The 20,439-nt window shown below is 54.2% G+C and carries 17 protein-coding genes; 11 read left to right on the forward strand and 6 right to left on the reverse strand.

The window, feature by feature from the left end:
• Window positions 1–36: 36 nt before the first annotated feature.
• Both Psfp_RS02590 and Psfp_RS02595 read right to left on the reverse strand, forming a co-directional pair.
• Entirely contained in the window at window positions 37–513 is a 477-nt protein-coding gene (locus Psfp_RS02590) for a DUF441 domain-containing protein (RefSeq protein ID WP_134216995.1), read from the reverse strand.
• Window positions 510–1,151 carry a LysE family transporter gene (locus tag Psfp_RS02595; protein ID WP_134216996.1) on the reverse strand — a complete coding sequence of 214 codons (642 nt, stop codon included), beginning with the start codon at window positions 1,149–1,151 and terminating at the stop codon, window positions 510–512. The genes Psfp_RS02590 and Psfp_RS02595 overlap by 4 nt, the downstream gene beginning before the upstream one ends.
• A gap of 175 nt (window positions 1,152–1,326) precedes the next feature.
• Here Psfp_RS02595 and Psfp_RS02600 point away from each other — a divergent pair, with 175 nt between their 5' ends.
• From Psfp_RS02600 to Psfp_RS02625, 6 genes are all read left to right on the forward strand, one after another.
• The gene (locus Psfp_RS02600) at window positions 1,327–1,725 is read left to right on the forward strand and encodes a thioesterase family protein (RefSeq protein ID WP_134216997.1); all 399 of its coding nucleotides are present in this window, start codon (window positions 1,327–1,329) and stop codon (window positions 1,723–1,725) included.
• Window positions 1,726–1,789: 64 nt separating this feature from the next.
• Entirely contained in the window at window positions 1,790–1,972 is a 183-nt protein-coding gene (locus tag Psfp_RS02605) for a hypothetical protein (protein WP_243120440.1), read from the forward strand.
• A gap of 62 nt (window positions 1,973–2,034) precedes the next feature.
• Window positions 2,035–2,826, forward strand: coding sequence for a metallophosphoesterase (locus tag Psfp_RS02610; RefSeq protein WP_134216998.1), 792 nt, complete (start codon window positions 2,035–2,037; stop codon window positions 2,824–2,826).
• A gap of 354 nt (window positions 2,827–3,180) precedes the next feature.
• Window positions 3,181–6,666: a helicase-exonuclease AddAB subunit AddB gene (gene addB / locus Psfp_RS02615; RefSeq protein WP_134216999.1), complete on the forward strand. Its 3,486-nt coding sequence runs from the start codon at window positions 3,181–3,183 to the stop codon at window positions 6,664–6,666.
• Window positions 6,647–10,444: a UvrD-helicase domain-containing protein gene (locus Psfp_RS02620; RefSeq protein WP_134217000.1), complete on the forward strand. Its 3,798-nt coding sequence runs from the start codon at window positions 6,647–6,649 to the stop codon at window positions 10,442–10,444. Before addB ends, Psfp_RS02620 begins: the two co-directional genes overlap by 20 nt.
• Before the next feature lie 115 nt (window positions 10,445–10,559).
• Complete coding sequence (locus tag Psfp_RS02625; protein ID WP_134217001.1) at window positions 10,560–11,192, forward strand: copper amine oxidase N-terminal domain-containing protein; 633 nt, start codon at window positions 10,560–10,562, stop codon at window positions 11,190–11,192.
• Between the two features lie 42 nt (window positions 11,193–11,234).
• On the opposite strand, the gene Psfp_RS02630 is transcribed toward Psfp_RS02625, so the two are convergent.
• The 4 genes from Psfp_RS02630 to Psfp_RS02645 form a co-directional block, all read right to left on the reverse strand.
• Entirely contained in the window at window positions 11,235–11,759 is a 525-nt protein-coding gene (locus Psfp_RS02630) for a DUF6125 family protein (RefSeq protein WP_134217002.1), read from the reverse strand.
• Between the two features lie 139 nt (window positions 11,760–11,898).
• Window positions 11,899–14,964, reverse strand: a complete 3,066-nt coding sequence (locus tag Psfp_RS02635; protein ID WP_134217003.1) for an SMC family ATPase — start codon at window positions 14,962–14,964, stop codon at window positions 11,899–11,901.
• Window positions 14,961–16,109: an exonuclease SbcCD subunit D gene (locus tag Psfp_RS02640; protein ID WP_134217004.1), complete on the reverse strand. Its 1,149-nt coding sequence runs from the start codon at window positions 16,107–16,109 to the stop codon at window positions 14,961–14,963. The genes Psfp_RS02635 and Psfp_RS02640 overlap by 4 nt, the downstream gene beginning before the upstream one ends.
• A gap of 175 nt (window positions 16,110–16,284) precedes the next feature.
• Window positions 16,285–16,764: a hydrogenase maturation protease gene (locus Psfp_RS02645; protein WP_134217005.1), complete on the reverse strand. Its 480-nt coding sequence runs from the start codon at window positions 16,762–16,764 to the stop codon at window positions 16,285–16,287.
• 43 nt (window positions 16,765–16,807) lie between these two features.
• On the opposite strand from Psfp_RS02645, the gene Psfp_RS02650 reads away from it, so the two are divergent.
• From Psfp_RS02650 to Psfp_RS02670, 5 genes are all read left to right on the forward strand, one after another.
• On the forward strand, window positions 16,808–17,776 hold the full coding sequence (locus Psfp_RS02650; protein ID WP_134217006.1) for a hydrogenase small subunit: 969 nt from the start codon (window positions 16,808–16,810) through the stop codon (window positions 17,774–17,776).
• The gene (locus Psfp_RS02655) at window positions 17,769–19,163 is read left to right on the forward strand and encodes a nickel-dependent hydrogenase large subunit (protein ID WP_134217007.1); all 1,395 of its coding nucleotides are present in this window, start codon (window positions 17,769–17,771) and stop codon (window positions 19,161–19,163) included. Before Psfp_RS02650 ends, Psfp_RS02655 begins: the two co-directional genes overlap by 8 nt.
• A 218-nt stretch (window positions 19,164–19,381) precedes the next feature.
• Window positions 19,382–19,603, forward strand: coding sequence for a DUF433 domain-containing protein (locus Psfp_RS02660; RefSeq protein ID WP_134217008.1), 222 nt, complete (start codon window positions 19,382–19,384; stop codon window positions 19,601–19,603).
• Complete coding sequence (locus tag Psfp_RS02665) at window positions 19,593–19,979, forward strand: DUF5615 family PIN-like protein (RefSeq protein ID WP_205079451.1); 387 nt, start codon at window positions 19,593–19,595, stop codon at window positions 19,977–19,979. The genes Psfp_RS02660 and Psfp_RS02665 overlap by 11 nt, the downstream gene beginning before the upstream one ends.
• Before the next feature lie 48 nt (window positions 19,980–20,027).
• Complete coding sequence (locus tag Psfp_RS02670; RefSeq protein ID WP_190240433.1) at window positions 20,028–20,348, forward strand: HRDC domain-containing protein; 321 nt, start codon at window positions 20,028–20,030, stop codon at window positions 20,346–20,348.
• Window positions 20,349–20,439: the final 91 nt, after the last annotated feature.

Consider the following 20,439-nt stretch of genomic DNA (forward strand, 5'->3'; position numbering starts at 1 on the left):
GCTGGCGGGTCCTTTATATTTGATAACATGTCTTTGTTACCTGAGCAGGTTGGTAATCTGTAGAAAGACAGCAGTGACCGCGGCAGCCATAACCGGACCACAGGGAGTACCCCTGAGCAACAGTATGCCCAGCACGGTGCCGACCGTCATCCCAAATATAATTTCGGGGTTGGCATTCATAAGATTTAGCCCGTCGCCATTCAGCTTGGTAGCCAGCGCTCCCGCCACCAGGGCTAAAAAACCTTTAAAAGATACTAACGAGTACAGGTCGTCCTTGGTCAGATTATCTGTAGCTACAGGGGAAAGGATATGGAGCATCAACAGCACCAGCCCAATCTCCAGGCCCCGTTGTTCCAAAACCGGCAGCAGGACCGAATCCAGGTTGAAATACCTGATGCAAAGGAGGATACAGGCTGATGTAACCACCAGGTTGGAACGTCCGAAGAGGCCTAAAAAAAGCAATGTGATTAATATCAGCTCGGGAGTGCTGAAGCCCCAAATGTCTTCACTCAAGCCCGGATCATCTCCATCATGGCAAAGTATACTCCGACCAGTCCTGTTAGAAGATAGCAAAGACCGGCTGCTTTCCGGACCAAATCTTTAATGCTGTTTCCCAGCCTGTGCCCAATAACTGCCGACATCAGGGCCAGCAGGGCGGACCATACCGCCCCCCCAAGAGTAAAGCCGGACAGGAGCAGCGCCACTTCCTGAAGCGTCCCGCTTCCTACCAGCATACCCAGGAAGGGGGCGGTCAGGATCAGTGTGGACGGGGTAAAAAGAGAGGAGGCAAGGCCAAAAAGGTAGGGATTATTAAACCAAATTGCCACGTACTTTACCCGCCCCTTAAGCCACTTGCCGGCAGGGCTCCTGCCGCCCAGGAGGTAATAAAGCCCGATCAGGAAGAGAAAGAAAAAACAGGCCAGGATGACGTAAAACCTCAGGAAAGTGAACCTGTCAAAATAGAGGGTAAATCCAAATAACAATGCGCCGTAACAGAGAGTGTCCCCGGTAATATTACCCAGACCGACCAGGAAAGAGGACAAAAAACCCCGCTGCAAGCCACGGTTGACGGCTTCCATGGCGCCGCTGTCCGGGGGTAGCGAGAGGAGAAAACCTGCAGCAGTCCCTAAAGCTAAAGGATGAATGATCATGGTAATACCTGCTAACCCTGTTTAATGATAGAATATGCCTGAGGGACCACAATATTACATGCGGCGCCTAAGGTTTTCTTTTCCAGAATTACCGGTAATTTTTGAGCGTCCGGAAGGTATTTCAGGCTATGGGCTGGAATTCGTTACTATAAATAGATTTTGGAGGTGTATTTTGATGGACCGTCAATTAAACGTCGGGATTCAGGGCGAAGCAAGGCTGACAGTGGATGAAAGCAACACCGCCATAGCGCACGGGAGCGGCACGGTGAGTGTACTGGCCACTCCAGCCCTTATCGCCCTGTTGGAAAATGCGGCTCAAAACTCGGTAGCTCCATTCCTGGAAGCTGGAAATACAACCGTGGGGACGATGGTAAACATAAAGCACCTGGCCGCTACTCCGGTTGGCCTCAATGTCGTTGCCGTTTCCCGGCTGACAGAATTGGACGGCCGGCGTCTGGTATTTGAAGTGGAAGCGCGTGACGAGGTTGAAGTAGTCGCCACCGGGGTGCATGAGCGTTTTATCATTAAGGCGGACAGCTTTATGAAACGGGCGGCAAATAAGTCAAAAAGTTAAACTTTGATTCCCGGTCTTTGATATAATAATAATCAGAAAAAGCTGTAGCGGGGTGTAAACCCACATGACCATCAAACTTTTCGTTAAAACAGAGATAAAGAAAGGTGTCAACCAGAGTATCGTCAAGGTTACCTGGGGAGCAACCAACAATGCCGGAAGAATTTTTTATTCTCATACTGAACTGATGAGTATAGGGGATTTTGAAAAAGCTCAAGGAACTTTTTGCTACCGTGGGGCTGGACGATGAAAAACGTGCAGATACAGGCCGCGATTTCTTTTAGCTAAAAAGGGTGGATAGGGGGATAACCGATGCGACTGATTTATCTCACCGACACTCACATCAAAAGCACTACTCCCGAGAACCGCAAGGACAATTTCCCTGAAACGATTTACCGTAAACTCTTGGAGGTTGCCGGCCTTTGCCGGGACTTACAAGTTGATTTTGTCATCCATGGGGGTGATATTTTTGACCACCCTCACCCCGATCAGAGCTCCTGGGACCTTTTGAAATGGTTCTTGAAAGAACTGGATTGCCCGCTGTACTGTGTAGCCGGAAACCATGATCTGGTTAACCAGCAGTTGGACAGCCTGCAAAAAGCCGCACTGGGCTCCCTGGCCAGAAATAGAAATATTACACTTCTCCAACCCCGCGAAAGAATCTACCTGGACAAGGGCAACTGCGTCGTCCAGCTGAGTGGACAACATTTTTACGGAGGTATGGACCGGCACAAAAACAGTGAAGACTACATGGTCAAGAAAAAGGGTTGCGACCTGGCCATACATGTAGTACACGGAATGTTGCTGCCCAAAGCCTTCTCTAACAAGGTCGCCTGTACGCTGATTTCCGAAGTTGCCGCTACTGAGGCGGACTTTACCTTGGGCGCTCATGCCCACCTGGGCTACCATGAGGTCGTGGACGGTAAGTTTTTCTTAAACCCCGGCGCCCTGGTGCGCCTGACCAATCTGGAAAGAGAATTGGTGAGGACGCCGCAGGTGCTTTACCTGGACTTTACCACCTCCGCCGGTTACAGCTTCATTCCCCTGCAGTCCGCCCTGCCGGGCAGTGAGGTCATGGACATCAAATGTCCTGAGGAATCGTAATGACGTATTTTCTACGAACCTTACCTTGCTAATACTTGAAAACTCAGTTTGGTCGCAGGACGTAAGGCGTAGGGGCCTATAACACCTTAATCTAAACACCAGTTCCTCCTAAGGGAGGAATTTTATTTTTTAACGGGAATTAGGTAAAAGGCACTCATGTACAGAAGCAAATTCATTTAAGACCGTACCCAGAGAAATGCACGAGTAATTTAGACTGATTGGTAGTCGAATTTATAGCACAAGACCTTTGAGAAATGCAGTATATAATTACGCCTTATGCCCTACGCCTTACGACCTAATTCAGACCCTTAAGGAATACAGCATATTCCCACGTCCCACGAGGAGGGTATGCCCTTGAGTATACGTTTTATCATCGGGCGGGCCGGTACCGGGAAGACCCGTGCCTGCCTGGACGCTGTACGGGAAGAACTCCTGCGGCGGCCGGCCGGCCCCCCGTTGATCCTGCTGGTCCCCGAGCAGGCCACCTTTCAAACAGAGTACTCCCTGGCCTCCACACCCGGACTGCAGGGCTTTATCAGAGCCCAGGCGCTGAGCTTCCGGCGCCTGGCTTACCGGGTGCTGCAGGAAGTGGGCGGCGCGGCGCGGGCGCACATCGGCGAGCTGGGCAAGCGCATGCTGCTGCGACGCTTGCTGGATCACCGTAAAGGCCAGCTTAAGGCCTTCCGTCGTTCCGCCAGCCAGCCGGGATTTACAGATACCCTCGCCCGCGCCCTGGGTGAGATGAAGACCTACTGTGTGGGGCCGGCCGAAATTGAACTGGCTCTCTCTTCGCTGCAGGCAGCGGGAGGGACGGACCAACTGGCCGATAAATTGGAGGACCTGTCTCTCCTTTTCAGCAGTCTGGAAGAAGCCCTGGCTGACCGTTTTACCGACCCTGACGATTACTTAAACCTGCTGGCGGACCGCCTGGAGCGTTCAGAGGCAGTCAGGGGAGCCACCGTCTGGGTCGACGGCTTTTCCGGTTTTACCCCACAGGAATACAGGGTATTGGCCGCTCTGGCCCGCACGGCCAGGCAGGTCAATATTACTCTTTGCGCCGGGAGCGAGTCGCTGGCCGGTAAGCCGGAGGAAACCGACCTGTTTTATCCCATCCGTGAAACCTACGAGACGCTGGCGGAAATGGCGGTCCAGGAAAAGATAAGCGTGGAAAGGCCGCTTATTCTGGATGGGGCCAATCACCAACAATTCAGTTCTTCCATAGCTTACCTGGAAAAGCACTATTTTAATTGGCTTGCCGCTCCCAAGCCGGGAGCCGCGGTAGGAGTGACGCTGGCCGCAGCGGCCGGCCCGAGCGCCGAAGTGGAGGGTGTCGCCCGCGAAATCACAGCTCTCTGCCGTGACCAGGGTTTCCGCTACCGCGATATAGGCATAATTTTGCGTGATCTGGGCGCCTATGCCGACCTGATTTCCATAATCTTCACTGATCATGGGATCCCTTTCTTCATCGATCAGAAGCGCCAGGTAATGAGCCATCCCCTGGTGGAGCTGGTTCGCTCAGCGCTGGAAACAGCCGTGATGGACTGGTCTTACAATCCCGTATTTCGCTTCCTCAAGACCGATCTGGCGCCTGTCTCCAGAGAGGAAGTAGATCTGCTGGAGAACTACGTGCTGGCCCACGGCATCCGGGGGAGCCGCTGGACGGACGGCAAGCCCTGGACATACCGCCGCCTGCTGACCCTGGAAGAGGAACAGGAGGTTACGGAGTTGGAAGCGGCGGAACTGGAAGCCATTAACCGCATCCGGAGACGGGCTGTTGTGGAACTGGCTGCTTTCACAAAAGCATTCAATTTATCGGAAACTGCCAGGGAAAAAACAGCCGCCCTCTATTCCCTTCTAGAAGCAATGGAAGTGCCGCTGAGCCTGGAGAGCTGGAGCAAGAGAGCCGAGGCTGAAGGACTGCTGGTTGCGGCCCGTGAGCATGCCCAGGTCTGGAGCGGTCTGGTGGCGCTCCTGGACCAGGTGGTGGAAACGCTGGGCGACGAGGTTATAAATGGTAAAGAATATTCCGCTATGCTGGACGCCGGGCTGGAGAGCATGCGTCTGGGGTTGATTCCCCCCGCCCTGGACCAGGTGATGGTGGGCTCCCTGGAGCGTTCCCGCAGCCCCGGGGTGAAGGTCGCCTTCGTCATGGGAGTGAGCGATGGAGTACTTCCTGCCAGGCTGGCTGAGCAGGGTGTTCTCACTGAAGCGGAAAGGGAGAGGTTAAGGCTGCTGGGCTTAAACCTTGCTCCAGGAGTGAGACGGCGGTTGTTTAGCGAACAGTACCTGGTGTACATCGCGCTGACCCGCGCCTCGGAGCGCCTTTACTTGAGCAGCCCGCTGGCGGACGATGAGGGAGGAGCTATCATGCCTTCCCAGGTTCTGGCCAGAGTCCGGGAACTACTACCGGGTGTGGAGGAGCGTATCTGGCCGGTAGAACCCGACCCCTCGCTGCAAAACGATCTGGAGTTTGTTACCAATAAAGAGCGCTCTCTTTCTTACCTGGCCTCCAGGATCAGGGAGGCCAGGTCAGGAATCCCTATTAACCCGCTGTGGTGGGATGTCTACTCCTGGTTTGCGGGGGGCAGTCATAAAGCAGACTGCGCCAGGGTGCTGGCCGGCCTCTTTTACAGCAACCGGGAGGGAAGGCTCCCTGCGGGCCTGGGCCGGTTGCTGTACGGGCGTCCCCTGCGTACGAGCGTTTCCGGTGTGGAAAAGTTCCGCGCCTGCCCCTTTGCCCACTTTCTATCACATGGTTTGAAACTGCGGGAGAGAGCCGAATTCAAGCTGGACGCCCCGGATGTAGGCCAGTTTTTCCACGCCGCCCTGAAACTGTTCGGTGACCGGGTGAGCGGCCAGGGGATAGAATGGGGACAATTGACCCTGGAGCAGTGTAGAAATATGGCCGGGGAAGTGGTTGACCTTCTGGCGCCCAGGCTGCAGAGTGAAATCCTGCTCAGCTCCGCCCGCAGCCGCTACATCACCGGCAAGCTCAGGCGGATTGTACAGCGGGCGGCCCAGGTGTTGTGCGAGCACTCCAGGCGGGGCCGGTTTCAACCGGTAGGTCTGGAACTATATTTCGGGCCGGATGGGGATCTTCCGGCGGTAACGTTCACCCTGCGGGACGGCAGTGAAATGCTCCTGACCGGCCGTATCGACCGGATTGACGCGGTACAGGAGGAGGGCGGCGTTTACTTGCGGGTAATCGATTATAAATCAGGCAAGATCACCATTGATCTGCCCGACATCTACCACGGTTTGAGACTGCAGCTGCTGGCTTACCTTGATGTAGCCCTGCTGCATGCTCAAAAACTGGTGGGTGGGGAAGGTTTGCCCGGCGCCGTACTGTATTTTCGCATCCACGACCCCCTGGTCAAGACGGACGGAGGCATCCCGCAGGAAGGGGAACTGGAGAAGAAGCTCCTCCAAGAGCTGCGCATGACCGGTATGGTCCTGGCCGACCCCAGGGTGGTTAAGTTAATGGATGACGGCCTGGGAGCTGAATCGGACCTCATCCCGGTACGAATCAAAAAGGACGGCGCCTTTGCCGCCCGTTCGGCCGTATTGACCGCCGAGCAGTTTGAGCTGTTGCGGGCGTTCCTGCGGGCCCAGCTTATTTCCGCCGGCAGCGACATTGTCGACGGGGTGGTGGACATAGCTCCGTTACGGCGAGGGACGATCCGGTCATGCAGGTACTGCCCCTTCAAACCGGTCTGCCAGTTTGATATCCTCATCGAAGGCAATACCTACAAAAACGTGCCGCTGGAGGACCGCGAGACTATTTGGCGCAAGCTGGCACGGGAGGCAAGGGGGGGAGACAATGGCAGAAAAGTGGACTAAAGAGCAGCGAGACGCGATCACCAGCCGGGGGGGCAACCTGCTGGTGGCGGCTGCTGCCGGAGCGGGGAAGACCTCGGTGCTGGTAGAGCGGATTATTCGACGCGTCACGGACCCGGTTTCTCCGGTTGATGTGGATCGCTTGCTGGTGGTGACCTTCACCAACGCCGCCGCGTCGGAAATGAGAGACCGCATCAGCCGGGCGCTGGCGGGGGAATTAAACCGCTACCCCGGTTCGAAACACCTGCAGCGGCAGGTCGCGCTGCTGGGACGGGCAGCTATAAGCACCATGCATTCATTCTGCCTGGATCTATTACGGCAATATTTTTACCGGATCGACCTTGACCCGGCCTTTCGTGTAGCCGACGCCACAGAGGCAGTCCTGCTCCAGACAGAGGCCCTGGAGGAATTGTTCGAAAGCCGCTATGCGGCGGGGGAGGGCCTGCTTTTTACCGGGCTGGTGGACTCTTACGGCGGCAGGCGTGACGATACGCTTTTACAGGAACTGGTCCTGCAGGCCTATGATTTCGCCCGCAGCACCCCTGACCCCGCGGGCTGGCTGGCAAGGCTGCCGGAGAGCTTTAATGTTCCACAGGCCGCCAGCCCCGCTGAAGACTACTTTGACCAATTACCCTGGGCGGCGATTTTAAAAAAAGCGGTTGCGATGGGGCTCGCCGGGGCGCGAGCCGATCTGGAGCAGGCTATACGACTGGCCGGGCGTCCGGGCGGCCCTCAGCCTTACCTGGCCAACCTGACGGATGATTTGGACGTGGTTGCAGGATTGAGTAAGGCTTGTGCCGCGGCGTCAAGTTGGTATGACCTCTACCAGGGCTTCCAGCAGGCCGTCTTCCGCAGGCTGGCCGCCTGCCGCAAGGAAATGGCTGATGAGGACCTGGTGGAGCAGGTTAAAAAACTGAGGGACGGCGCTAAAAAGAAAATAGCCTCGCTGCAACGGGAGTATTTTTCACGGACGCCCGCGGAATTGTGCTCCGATCTGGCGGCGGTGGCTCCGCTGGTGGGGGAAATGGCGGCGCTGGTCAAGGATTTCGGAGAAACCTACCGGCAGGTTAAAGCCGCGCGGGGTGTGGTTGATTTCAATGACCTGGAGCATTACTGCGTACAGGTCTTATCCGAGCCGGGCGAACAGGGTCCGGTACCTTCCCAGGCGGCGTTAGAGCTCAGGAAAAGGTTCGAGGAGGTCCTGGTCGACGAGTACCAGGACATCAACGATGTGCAGGAGACCATTCTGCGGCTGGTCTCAAGGCAGGGGGAAAAACAACCCAATCTCTTCATGGTGGGCGACGTCAAGCAGAGCATTTACCGTTTCCGGCTGGCCGAACCAGGCCTCTTTCTGGGCAAATACAAGAGCTACCCGGTACTGGCCGGGGGGCCGGAACGCCGTATCGACCTTTCCAGAAACTTCCGCAGCCGGCGTGGTACCGTGGATGCGGTCAACTTTGTTTTCCGCCAACTGATGACCCCGGGTGTGGGCGAAATGGCCTACGACGCGGACGCCGAACTAATCTACGGGGCCGGTTACCCGGAAGACAGCGCTTCATTTTCCGATGATACCCCTCACGGTAGTGCGCCGTACGAGTTTGTGGAACTGCACCTTATTGAGAGCGGCGGCTCCTCTGAGCCCCTGGTTCCTGTTCCGGCTGACGCCGGGGATGACCAGGCAGCAGGAGATAACGGGCAGGAACATGAGATGGAGGAGGAAAAGGACGCCCTGCAGCAGGAGGCCGGGCTGGTTGCGGACAGGATCCGGGAACTGGTGCATGGCACACCCGGCGGGAAGCCGGGCATGCGGATTTATGACCGGGATAAAGGCGCCTACCGTCCCCTGGCTTACCGGGACGTGGTTGTGCTCCTGCGGGCGACCTCCGGCGCAGCCAATACTTTTGTGGAAGAGTTCCGGCTAAAGGGTGTCCCGGTCTATGCGGAACTGGCTACCGGGTATTTCGAGGCCACTGAGGTAGAGACCGTGCTGTCCCTTCTACATATCATCGATAACCCGCGACAGGACGTTTTCCTGGCCGGCGTGTTACGCTCACCCATGGTAGGCCTGAAAGCGGCTGACCTGGCCAAAGTCAGGCTGGCCGCCCGCCGCGGCGACTTCTACGACGCCGTGGTAGCGGCGGCCCTTGCCGGCGGAGAGGAACTGTCTGAGCGGCTGGTGAAATTTTTAGAAAAGTTGGAACGCTGGCGGACCGCGGCCAGGCAGGGCGCCCTGGCCGACCTGATCTGGTCCGTTTACCGCGACACCGGTTATTACGATTTCGCCGGCAGCCTGCCCGGCGGCAGCCAGCGCCAGGCCAACCTGAGGGCGCTGCACCACCGGGCCCGGCAGTACGAGGCCACCACCTTCCGCGGCTTGTTCCTGTTCCTGCGTTTTATCGAGCGTGTCCGTGCGGGAGGCCGTGATCTCGGAGCTGCCCGCGCGCTCAGTGAGAAAGAAAACGTGGTCCGGATTATGAGCATCCATAAGAGCAAGGGCCTGGAGTTTCCGGTGGTTTTTCTGGCCGGTCTGAACAGAAAATTCAACTTCCAGGATCTCAACAAGGACTTGCTCTTTCATAAAGACCTGGGCCTGGGTCCACAGCTGGTGGACGCCGTGGCGCGGGTTACCTATCCCACAGCCGCCAAGCTGGCCCTGAAACACATGCTGAAGATGGAGGCTCTGGCGGAAGAGATGCGCATCCTGTACGTAGCCATGACCAGGGCGCGGGAAAAGATGGTGCTGGTTGGCTCCACCCGCAACCTGGCGCAAAGCGCGCGGAAATGGTGCGGTCCGGCCGGGGTGGAGGGCTGGCCACTGCCGGACGGTTACCTGGGCGGGGTCAATTCGCCCCTGGATTGGCTGGCGCCGGCCCTGGCCCGTCACAAGGACGGGGCGGAGCTCAGAAAGCTGGGAATTAGTGATGACCCGCCGCCGTTAGAAGTTGCCGGCGATCGCTCCCGCTGGACAATCCTTTTAGCCAGTCGCGGTGAGGGCTCCGCAGCTGAAAAGACACCTGAACCAGAATGGCTGGCCAGGGTCAGCCGCATGGAACCACTTGAGCCCGGGCCTCTGGCTGATGTAATCAAAGCCAGGCTCGAATGGACCTACCCCGCTGCCGGGCTTCTCGGCCGGGCTGCCAAGACCACGGTGACGGAAATCAAACGCAGGTTTGACCTGGCGGAGGAAAGTGAGGATGCCTCACCGCGGGATTTCCGCCCATCTGTCGGGGGGAGGCCGCTTTTCCTGCAGGAAGAGTGCGGCCTGTCAGCGGCGGAAGCAGGCACAGCCCTGCACCTGGCTATGCAGAGCCTGGATTTAAAGGGAGCGCTGGACACAGCAGCAATCAGGCAGTGTATAGAAAAGATGGTGGAAAGGGAAATACTGACTGCAGAACAGGCAGCAGCTGTACCGGCTGAGAAAATAGCCGATTTCTTTGCCGGCTCTCTGGGCGGTAGGCTGCTGGCAGGCCGCGAGGTGCTGCGGGAACTCCCCTTTACCCTGGCCCTGCCGGCGCAGGAACTCTACCCCGATTTGACCGGGTCTGATGGTGAAGTGGTGATCATCCAGGGCGTGGTGGACTGCCTGGTCGACGAGGGAGATGGCTGGCTCTTGGTGGACTATAAAACCGACCGCATAGCCCCCGGCCAGCTGCAGGAGGCGGTTAAGCGCTACCGTGGCCAGCTGGACCTATATGCCCGCGCGGTGGAAAGCATCCTGGGCAGAAAGATCAAAGAAAAAAATATCTACCTGTTCCATCACGGCCTGGCCATATCATTGTAAATTCGAATTAATTAGAGTTAGTTAATAAGGGGATACGTCCTGATGTGGGTGTAAATCATTCGCGGTAATCGGTTAAGAATACTTCCATTTAATTAATTTACAGGGAGGGCTTCTTATGAAAAAATTGGCGAAAGTTGTTATAATCGTTTTGATCCTTATTCTTTCCGTAGCGGGATGGGCACTGGCAACAGGTACAAGTACATATGCCGGCTTTCCTGTCGTTAATCTGCTGCTAAACGGCAAACCAGCCGCCACTGACAGTCCGCCGATAATGATTGACGGGAGGACTTACGTCCCTCTTCGCTTTATAAGTGAATCCCTGGGGGCGTCCGTTGCCTGGGATGAAACGACCCAGACTGTTTCCATAGATAATTCAATAAATGTCCCGGAAGATACAACTCCACCGATTTCAGTCACTGATAAAGGGGTAACAATAACCTTGAAGTCGGTGAATACCGGTGATCATCGCTATACTACTTTAATATTGGGAGTAACGAACAATTCCGTTGCTAAAGTAAAATTCAAAGTTTCAGAGACTAAAATTTATTGTGCCGGCCTGTATTTTGAGAAGCCCAACGATGTCAGTTCTTCATTTGTAAATGATATTCTCCCCGGCCAAACAATTCAAGGGGAAGTAAGATTCCCTGCTTTACCGACAAACGAAAAGGTGTTTAAATTCTATGCTAAAGCCTTGATTGGAGATCCATACGTTGAGTTTGTCCCAATTTTTAATGTAGTCCTTAAATAAACTGAGCAACCGCCGCAAGGCGGTTCTTTTTTTGAACTAGAATTATAAAATAGAGAACTCCCAGGCGCAATAGTATTCACTGGGGTGGTCATCCGGCGGGCAGGCGATGCAGCGGGTCTTGATGCGGGGATCGATGGTCCTGGCGAAGCTTTCGTATTCCACCAGTCCCACAGACTTGCAGGGAAAGTCCGGCAGGTTCTTGCGCTTTCTGGCTGACTGGACCCTGCAGTCGTTCATCCTGAAGATAAAATGTTTTTCGTCGACCTCGATGATTTCCTGTTTGTTGACGAAAGCATACAGTCTTAAACCCAGCGCCTTTTTCAATGCCGGCAGTCCTCCGTTTGGGGCAATCTCCAAAAGCGGCATGATCCGTTTAGCCTCAACCACAGAAAACTTCTCCCAGGCAGCCGCGTCAAGACTGATGGCCTCTGCCATCCCGCATGATTTTTCGACTGCCTGGAACCAGAGGCCGTCATGCGCCAGCCAGCGCTTGGCCATATCCTCCAGCAGGGCCAAAAGAGATTCCCGTGTCTTAAATTCCTCGATTACAGGATTGTTGCCTTTCATTGCTAATCCCCCCGGTGTATATTACCCTTCAAAAAGTATTTACGCATACTAAAGCGATACAAAAATGTGGGTGTGGATTATTGGTGTTTTCATGATGATATGTGGCGCCGCGATAGCGGCGGCTGGAACTATCCTCAACCTACGAGAACCTGAAACCCGCCACGCTGCCTTTTTCGGTAGGCAGGACCTCCAGCCTGGCGTCAATACGCTCTTTCAACTCCGGCACGTGGGAGATGATGCCAACCAGCCGGCCGCCTTTTTGTAAATCAAGCAAAGCCCGCAGGGCAAAGTCCAGGGACTCCGGGTCGAGTGCGCCGAACCCCTCGTCCACAAAGATAGTATCCAGGTGGATGCCCCCCGCGTAAGACTGGACCACGTCGGCCAGTCCCAAGGCCAGGGACAGGGAGGCCAAAAAAGTTTCTCCGCCGGATAGCGTCGCCACGCCGCGGGCCGTCCCCGTGTAGGTATCGAACACCTCCAGGTCCAGCCCCCCGGCGGCGTTGCTGCGCGCCCGGTCCAGGGTGCGCTGCAGGTGGTAGCGGCCCCGGCTCATGAGCTTGAGGCGCTGGGTGGCGGCCACTGTCACGTCGTCCAGCAGCGCTCCCAGAACAAAGCGCTGGAAAGTCAGACCGTACTTGTTTTTACCGTTGGCAACCTCTGCGATGCGGCCGATTATCTCATGCCTGTTCTCCAACTCTTTGATACTGCCTGACAGCAGACGCAGCTGTTCCAACCAGTCTTTTTCCTGCCCCACCTGGGTCTGCAACCTTGTACGCAGTGTCAACAGATCGTCCCGCTCTTTTTCAAGGTCCCTTCCAGCCTGTTTTAAAGCAGCCAGGTCGGGCTCGACCAGTCCTTCAGCCGCCTGGACTGAGCGGTCCAGGCGGTCTTTAGCAGCCGCCAGGTCCTCATCATATTTCGCGAGTTCCCTTTCCAGCGCCAGCATGGCGGCTTTTTCCACCCTGGCCGCCTCGTATTCCGCCAGGGTCTTAAAGCCTGCTTCCTCCAGCCGCTGTTTGAAAGCGAGCTCTTCATTGGTCGCCCGCTCTTTGGCGGCCTGCAGGGCGCCGGCGGCTTCCTGCACGGCGGTCTCAGCCCTGGCCAGCGACTGAGCCGCTGCCTCTGCGGCCTTGCGGGCTCCTTCAAAACCGGCCAGCAGCAGGTCACGTTTTCTCCTGGCTTCCAACTGGGCTTTTTGCAGGGAAGCCGGGTCGCAGAGCTTCGCCGGGATGACGGACTCCCGTTCCTTTACCACAGCCAACGCTGCTTTATAGTCCTCACTCGCCTTTCCTGCATCCCTCTGCAAGGTTTCCAACTGCTCTTTTGCCTTTTCCTGTCGGAGTTTCAACTGCTCGATTTGATCGCTTAAGAGGGAGGCGTTTGACGCCGCCTGGCTTGCCTCCAGCCAACCTTCTTTGGCTTTAACGACTGTCTCCAGGAGAGTCTGCAGGTTCGTTCCGTACTTTTCCCCCAGTTCCTGCTCAAGCTCCCTGATGCCGCCCGAGATTGCTGCCTTTTTGTTGGTGATGGCATTTAATTCGAGCTGGGCCTTGTCGCGGCGTTTTTCAAATTCAGCTGTGGCTTGCTGTTTAGCCTTGATTTCCATTTCGCCCGGAAGCCTGACATTGCTCTGCGCGGGGGAGGGATGGTCCGTTGAACCGCATACCGGGCAGGGGAGGCCGTCCTGCAGGGCGCCGCTCAAAATTGCTGCCTGACCCTTGTTCCAGGCTTCCTGCAAACGGGCAACTTCGTCCCTGGCTTTGCTGTAGTTGCCCTGGCACTGCCGCAAGGCGCCGGCCGCCCGCGCCAGGTCCTTTTCTACAAGCGACAGCTCGCCGCGTTTGTCTTCGAGAATTTTTCTCTTTTGGTATACCTGCTCAGTGTTATGGAAGACCGCTTCCAACTCAGCTGCCTTTGCTCCCTGGTTTACCGCTTGAAGGTGCGCCGTAATTTTTTCATCGATGGCCTCCCTGAGCCGGGTTACAGCCGCTTCAGCCTTCTTAAGCTGTATTTCTGCTGTAGAAGCTAGTTTGCCGGTTTCCGCAGCCAACACGCGGGCCTTAGCCAGTGCGGCGACTTTTCCGGTCAGTTCCTCCAGCCGGGTCAGCGTTTGACCGGCGGCTTCCCGCTCGGGTCCTCTTGCTGTTTCCGCTGCCAGCTCCTTTTCCGCCAGCTCTTTTGTTGCCAGCGCGTCAGCTCTGACCTTTTCTTTGGCCAGGATGTTTACAGCCGCGCCTGACGCGTCTTGTCGCCGGGCTTCCAGGGATTTCTCCGCGTCCGCCAGGCTGGAGGCCAGGCGGGCTTGAGAGAGCAAGGCTTTTTTTGCATTAATTATTTCAACTTTTGCTACCAGCCCGGCCAAAGCGCCGGCCGCCTGCTTTTTTTCCTCAAGCCTGTCTTTGGCCTGGTTTCCCTCATCAAGCTTGTCCCGTGCGTCTTTAAGCTTTTTACCGCTGAGTTCAGTTTTAATCGCCGCTTCATTTAGTTGGTCCGTATGCAGCTTGAGCCGTTTTTCAAGCGCATCCCCGTTTTCCGCTTTTGCTTCCTGCAGCACCCAGGTCTTTCTTTCCGACAGCTTTTTAAAGTTATCAGAGAGCTCTTTGGCGGACGCTTTCAGCGCCTCCTCAATACGCCGGTAGAGTTCTGTGCGGAACAGCGCTTCCAGGATTACCTGGCGTTCCCGCGAGTCGGCGTTCAAAAGCCGGCGGAACTCGCCCTGGGGCAGCATCACCACCTGGCGGAACTGGCTGCTCTTAAACCCTAAAAGCTTTTCCACCGCCTCAGTAACTTTACTCCACCCGTTTTCCAGGACGTGACCTTCCTCAGTGTCAGTAGTGAGACCTGTCCGTTTCCACAGAGTCGCGTTATTGGACATGACTGTAAAGCCTTCGCCGCGCTTCTTGGGCCGCTCTTGTTCGGGACTGCGCTTGATGCGGTATTGCTCTTGACCGACGGCAAACTCAAAAGTTATTTCGGTAGAAACCGACGGGTCGGCATGGTCGCTGCGCATCTGCTTGCCGTCCCGCTGCGCCCCGCTGGTGTCTCCGTAGAGGGCAAAGCAGATGGCGTCCAAAATGGTCGTCTTGCCCGAGCCGGTGGGACCGTGCACCAGGAAGAAGGTACGCTCCCCAAGTTCCGTAAAATCCAGTGTCTGGGTACCGGCATACGGCCCAAAGGCGTTCATCGAGAGCTTTAGTGGCTTCATGGCCGCGCCTCCCGTTCTTTTCGATACAGTCCCTCCACTGTTTCAGTAAAGGCGCCGGCCTGCCCGTCATCCAGCGGGGCGCCGGTCACCTGCTCAAAGAACGAGGAGAAGAGGTCGATCTCGCTTAAGCGGCGGTGGTCCCCGCCTGGCCCGCGCAGCTCTCCGCCCGAAGTGAGGTGGGGGCGCTCGATATGCAGGACGTTGGGGTAAACCTCGCGGAGCTTGCCGATGGCGTCAAGTACAGCTTCGGTGTCCTGCAAAGTGACCATCAGGTAGTCTTCCCGGCTTTCCCCGTTTTGCGGCCCGGTCAGAATATCCTTTATAAAACCCTCCAAACAGCGCACGTCGCGGCGGGGTGTGAGGCAGATTTCCTCCAGGGCGGTTTTCCCCGCGCCGTCCATTTCCGTCAGGGTCACGGACTTGGTATGTGCTGACTCAGAGAAGGAGTATTTCATCAAAGAACCGGCGTAGCGAATGTTGTCACCGTTATTTTGGGACTGGTGCAGGTGCCCCAGCGCCGTGTAGTGGAAGGGCTGGAAGCAGGAGGCGTCGACCGTCCCCGTGCCGCCGACGGACAGTGGACGCTCCGACTCGCTGGCCTCGCCGCCGGCCACGAAGGCGTGGGCTATCGCCACCTTGCGGGCATCCGGGGGGAGCGTTTTAACTGTCCGGTTAACCAGCGAATACATAGCCCGCTCCTGGTCGACCGCTTCAGGGTCGGCCAGGATTTCTCTCACCACAGCCGGTTCGGCATAGGGGAGGGGGCAGAAGTAGACCGGTCCGTGCGAGTCGTGGAGCACAACCGGCGTCAGCCCCTGTAGCTGTCCGATAAGGTGCAGGCCCTGGCGGGCCAGCAGGCGGGTACCGAACCCCAGCCGCTCCGGGCTGTCGTGGTTGCCTGCGATCATAACGATGGGGACGCCGAAGTCCAGGAGTATGCTTGAGAGTGTCTCATCCAACAGTTTCACTGCTTCCGCCGGGGGGACGGAGCGGTCGTAGATGTCCCCGGCGATCAGGATAACGTCTGGTCTGGTATCGCCAACCAGTTTGACGAATTGGTCAAGTATGTAGGACTGGTCATCAGTGAGGTGCACGCCGTGGAAGATGCGGCCGAGGTGCCAGTCTGAGGTGTGAAGGATTCGCATATGGTTGTTCTCCTGTAATAAAATGCGGATATTGAAAAGCCATTTACTTAATTTGACTAAATAGGCTGGTATTCCTTTATTTTTATTGGTTTTTGTTATCTGTCAGATATAAAAGGGGTTCTGATTTGCTGCAATGAAAGAAGGGTGTTCCCACTAGCTGGAATCACCCTTTTACTTACCCTAATAAACGTTGTATTTCAGCAGTTATTAAAGCGACAAGCCTCTTTCCCGCCTGCTGTAAAGCGCTTGTAGGCGTTACCCCCAAATCTATATCCGCAGGCTCAACTCCGTAAATGGTCAATGTTTCAGGTAAACCGGTTATATTTTTGGCCTGCCTGATCACCCCGGGAAGTGACATATCGTGCAAGTCCTGCTCTTTATGATCCAGAACATCATCAATACCCAGACAGTAGACACTGCCCGGGCTATCCCCCGCGCGTATCGCGTCTATGGCAATAACGTGCCGGGAGCGGCTGATTTCCTCCAGATAATAAAATACAGATGTTCCCACCTCAAGCAACTGTACTTCCGGGGGCCACTCTAACTTCTGAAGCTCTTCCAGCACGAAGATGCCTATCCCGTCATCCGTCATTAGCAGATTGCCTAATCCAAGTATTAATATTTGCAGCCTTGGGTCATCTTGCCCTATATTCATAATACATTTATATTAATGGATAAAAATTTTAGGAGTATTCTGCATGCAAAAAGAGGACTTTAATTACCGCTGCCGGGAGTTATCTGCAGGACTGGATTTTCAGTTGACTAAATATGTACTTGATACGGTACAGGAGCACAGAAAAAGCAAATCAGCCGGGAAACTCCCTGTGATCTGGATTGAGACCAGCGACAGCGGGGATAACAACATCGCCTTTATGAATACAACCTATCCCTATCTGGGTCAGGTCCTCTCCGGTTTGATAGACCTGTTGTACAGCAATACCTTTATGGCGGCTCAAGGAAAAGATGCTCTCAGCATTCTGGAACAAGCTGCCGCAGAGCTGCGGGGTAAGTTCACCCTGGTGGTGGAAGGCGCTATACCGTTAAAGGATAACGGCCTCTATACAGTAATTGCACGTACCGAAACCTACAGACTTACCGCCCTGGATGCCTTGACATGGCTTGGCCCGCTTGCCAAATACGTTGTGGCGCTGGGCACCTGCGCCAGTTTTGGCGGAGTTTCGGCCGGCAGGCCGAATGTAACCGGAAGTGTAGGGGTCCGGGACGTATTGAAACGGGAGGTCATAAATGTAAGCGGGTGCCCTGTAAACCCCGACTGGTTCGTGGGTACGTTGGCCCACCTTCTGCTCTTTGGCGCGCCGGAGTTAGACAGCTTGAACCGTCCAGCCCTTTTTTATGGTTTTACCGTACACCGCCATTGCCAGCGGCGTTCCTATTTTGACCAGGGGCATTTTGCAGAAAAGCTGGGTGACCTGGAGTGCATGTTTTCTCTGGGATGTGTAGGGCCTAGGACCGGCGCCGACTGCCCTTACCGGCAGTGGATTAACCACGTGAACTGGCCTGTCAGGGCCAATACCCCGTGCATTGGCTGTACCAATGAAGATTTTCCCGACGGTTCCTCGCCCTTTTTTACTCCCTTGCCGGAAAAAAATCCACCCCCGCATGAAGAACAACCGGCTGCTTCTAAAGGAGGGGCAAAAGGTGAGTAAAAAGAGAGTTATGTTTAGCCCGGTCACACGCTTAAGCGGCCTCTTATCGGTAGAAGTGGTAGAGGAGCGGGGGGGTATTATAGAAGCAAAGGCCGGCGGCACCCTGTTCAGGGGCATTGAAGCGATCATGAAGGGACGTCACATAACCGACGCGGTTTATTTAACCCAGCGGGTTTGCGGCATCTGTTCGCTGGCTCACGGCACTGTTGCCGGTTACCTGTTGGATGGGCTTTATGACCATGAATTACCGGAAAATGCCCAGTATTTAAGGAATATCATGTTGGCGGCAGATACTTTGCAGAACCATATCAGGCATTTTTATTTTTTCAGCCTGCCTGATTATGTTAAGATGCCGGAACAGCCGCCTTTTTTAAACCAAAACTTACACGATCACAGGCTGTCCCAACAGGATAACGCACGTTTGGTAAACCACTATTTTCGCTCTGTTGCCGTCTCTCAGGAATGTCACCAGTTGTTAACGGTATTTGGCGGCAAAATACCGCACCAGCATAGTTTTGTCCACGGCGGTGTGGCCGTGGCTCCCACCGCTGATAAAATAAGCCAGTGCCTGGCTTTAATTCATAGTGTGCATAGTTTTGTTAAGGAGTGCCTCGTTCCGGACACCGAGCTGATAGCAAGCGCTTACAGGGATTATTTTAGAATAGGGGGGACACCGGGAAGATTTTTATCCTTTGGCATGTTTCGTTTCGGGTCTAAAAACCAGTCCCCCCTCTGGCGCAGCGGTGTATTGGCAGGAGCTCAACTGAGTGTGCCTGATGTCCGGTTAATCAGTGAGGATATAACCAGCTCCTGGTTTGTCAATGCCGATGGCCAGGAAATTCCCAGCCCAAGTAAACCCGCAGCCTATTCCTATATTAAATCCGTCCAGTATGCCGGACAGACCTTTGAAATGGGCCCATTGGCACGGATGTTGATCAATGGTTTCTACCGTGGGGGCAATTCCGCCATGGACCGGATTTATGCCCGCTCCATGGAAACCCTGCTGATAACTGAACTGGTAATAGATTGGCTGAATAAACTTGTTCCCGGCCCGCCTCCAATCCAACAAAAGAAAGTACCGGTAAAGGAATACGCTGTGGCAGCAACGGACGTGATGCGCGGCGCTTTGCTGCACAGTGCCCGGATTAAGGGGGAGCAGGTGGAGGAATACAGGATTATTACGCCGACCGCCTGGAACTTTTCGCCTAAGAACAACAAGGTTCAGACGGGACCCGTAGAGAGCGCCCTGACAGGGACAGTCATTCCCGGGCCGGACATGTTATATACAGTTTTGGGGCGGATCATCCGTTCCTTTGACCCCTGTATAAGCTGCGGCACTCATGTGTTAAATGCTAAAGGAGATTTAACGGGTAAGATGGTTTTTTGAGGAAACGATATCTTATAACATCTGTTTAAATGTTTCGTTTTCTGGGAGAATAGAAAAACAAGTGTCTTTTTTTAAGTAGCTAAAAAATTAACATTGCTTCAAGTATAAAAATTGTATTGCTGAGATACTGGGCAAAATAAAGTCCTTGGTGTATATTGGTAATAGCAGTTGTTCTGATGGTGTATAAGACAGATATGAGTTGACTGGGGGTCTAAAAAATGTTTGGCTTTGACCGTGTAACGTTTGATAGGCGCATAATGGGAGGGCAAGCATGTATTCGTGGAATGCGCTTACCGGTTTCACTCATTGTTAATCTCGTAGCGCATGGTAAGAGTTTTGATGAAATTCTTGACGAGTATCCGGATTTGGAAATAGAAGATATCCAGCAGGCATTAAAGTATGCGGCATTTTTGACTCGTGACAATATATATGCTCAGTGACGGGGAAAAAGTTATGAGATTTTTGGCGGATATGGGTATCTCAAATCGAACTGTCAAATGGTTGCGTCAGAAAGGTTATGACGCTATTCATTTAAGTGAGGAAGGCTTGCAAAGGTTATCTGATCAGGATGTTCTTTTAAAAGCGCAGCGAGAAAATCGCACTATTTTAACGGTGGATTTAGATTTTGGCTATCTTGTTGCAACAAGTGAAAGTAATTTGCCAAGTGTTATTATATTCCGGTTGAACGACGAACGTTCTGAAGTAGTTAATAGACGTCTTGAAAAAGTACTAACAGTATGCAAGCATGATATCGAAGCAGGTGTAATTATTTCTGTTAATGAGAAGTCTATACGTACGCGAAGATTACCGTTTTAGAAAGAGCTCCCGGTTCGATATTTTTATTGCCTTATAATACCAGATCAATTGAAACAGGGGGGGCTCAGCACTCCCTGTAGTAATCTCGAGCCATATGCCCATTTTAATACCTTTTGTGCATGTGCTAAAGAAGAAGTAATTATTAGTAAAAATGGCAAAGAAGATCTTGTGAGAGAACTCAAGAGATTTAGATTAATAAAATCAAGGGAAGAAAGCATTGCAGTTTATTTGATCTTTAATAAAGAGGAAATGGATGCATTAATTACTGCTTATCCAACTAGCGAAGATGAGTTGCTTAAAGAAAAGGGGTTTGGTAAAATAAAGGTTGGTAAATATGGTAAAGATATATTAGAAATTTTCAAGGAGTAATTTATAGCTGTTAGTCTTGTAATCTATTATTTAGCGGTTAATCAATATCTTTATTCAGAAGGCCGTGAGATTTTTCTGCTAAGCTGGTTTA

Source organism: Pelotomaculum sp. FP (assembly GCF_004369245.1).
GTDB lineage: Bacteria > Bacillota > Desulfotomaculia > Desulfotomaculales > Pelotomaculaceae > Pelotomaculum_C > Pelotomaculum_C schinkii.

Bases quoted from the DNA above. Each gene is read 5' to 3' on its own strand.
- Psfp_RS02600 (WP_134216997.1), top strand. From the start codon at position 1,327: ATGGACCGTCAATTAAACGTCGGGATTCAGGGCGAAGCAAGGCTGACA.
- Psfp_RS02620 (WP_134217000.1), top strand. From the start codon at position 6,647: ATGGCAGAAAAGTGGACTAAAGAGCAGCGAGACGCGATCACCAGCCGG.
- Psfp_RS02595 (WP_134216996.1), bottom strand. From the start codon at position 1,151: ATGATCATTCATCCTTTAGCTTTAGGGACTGCTGCAGGTTTTCTCCTC.
- Psfp_RS02660 (WP_134217008.1), top strand. From the start codon at position 19,382: ATGTTTGGCTTTGACCGTGTAACGTTTGATAGGCGCATAATGGGAGGG.
- Psfp_RS02650 (WP_134217006.1), top strand. From the start codon at position 16,808: ATGCAAAAAGAGGACTTTAATTACCGCTGCCGGGAGTTATCTGCAGGA.
- Psfp_RS02630 (WP_134217002.1), bottom strand. From the start codon at position 11,759: ATGAAAGGCAACAATCCTGTAATCGAGGAATTTAAGACACGGGAATCT.
- Psfp_RS02610 (WP_134216998.1), top strand. From the start codon at position 2,035: ATGCGACTGATTTATCTCACCGACACTCACATCAAAAGCACTACTCCC.
- Psfp_RS02635 (WP_134217003.1), bottom strand. From the start codon at position 14,964: ATGAAGCCACTAAAGCTCTCGATGAACGCCTTTGGGCCGTATGCCGGT.
- Psfp_RS02645 (WP_134217005.1), bottom strand. From the start codon at position 16,764: ATGAATATAGGGCAAGATGACCCAAGGCTGCAAATATTAATACTTGGA.
- Psfp_RS02640 (WP_134217004.1), bottom strand. From the start codon at position 16,109: ATGCGAATCCTTCACACCTCAGACTGGCACCTCGGCCGCATCTTCCAC.
- Psfp_RS02625 (WP_134217001.1), top strand. From the start codon at position 10,560: ATGAAAAAATTGGCGAAAGTTGTTATAATCGTTTTGATCCTTATTCTT.
- Psfp_RS02665 (WP_205079451.1), top strand. From the start codon at position 19,593: ATGCTCAGTGACGGGGAAAAAGTTATGAGATTTTTGGCGGATATGGGT.
- Psfp_RS02605 (WP_243120440.1), top strand. From the start codon at position 1,790: ATGACCATCAAACTTTTCGTTAAAACAGAGATAAAGAAAGGTGTCAAC.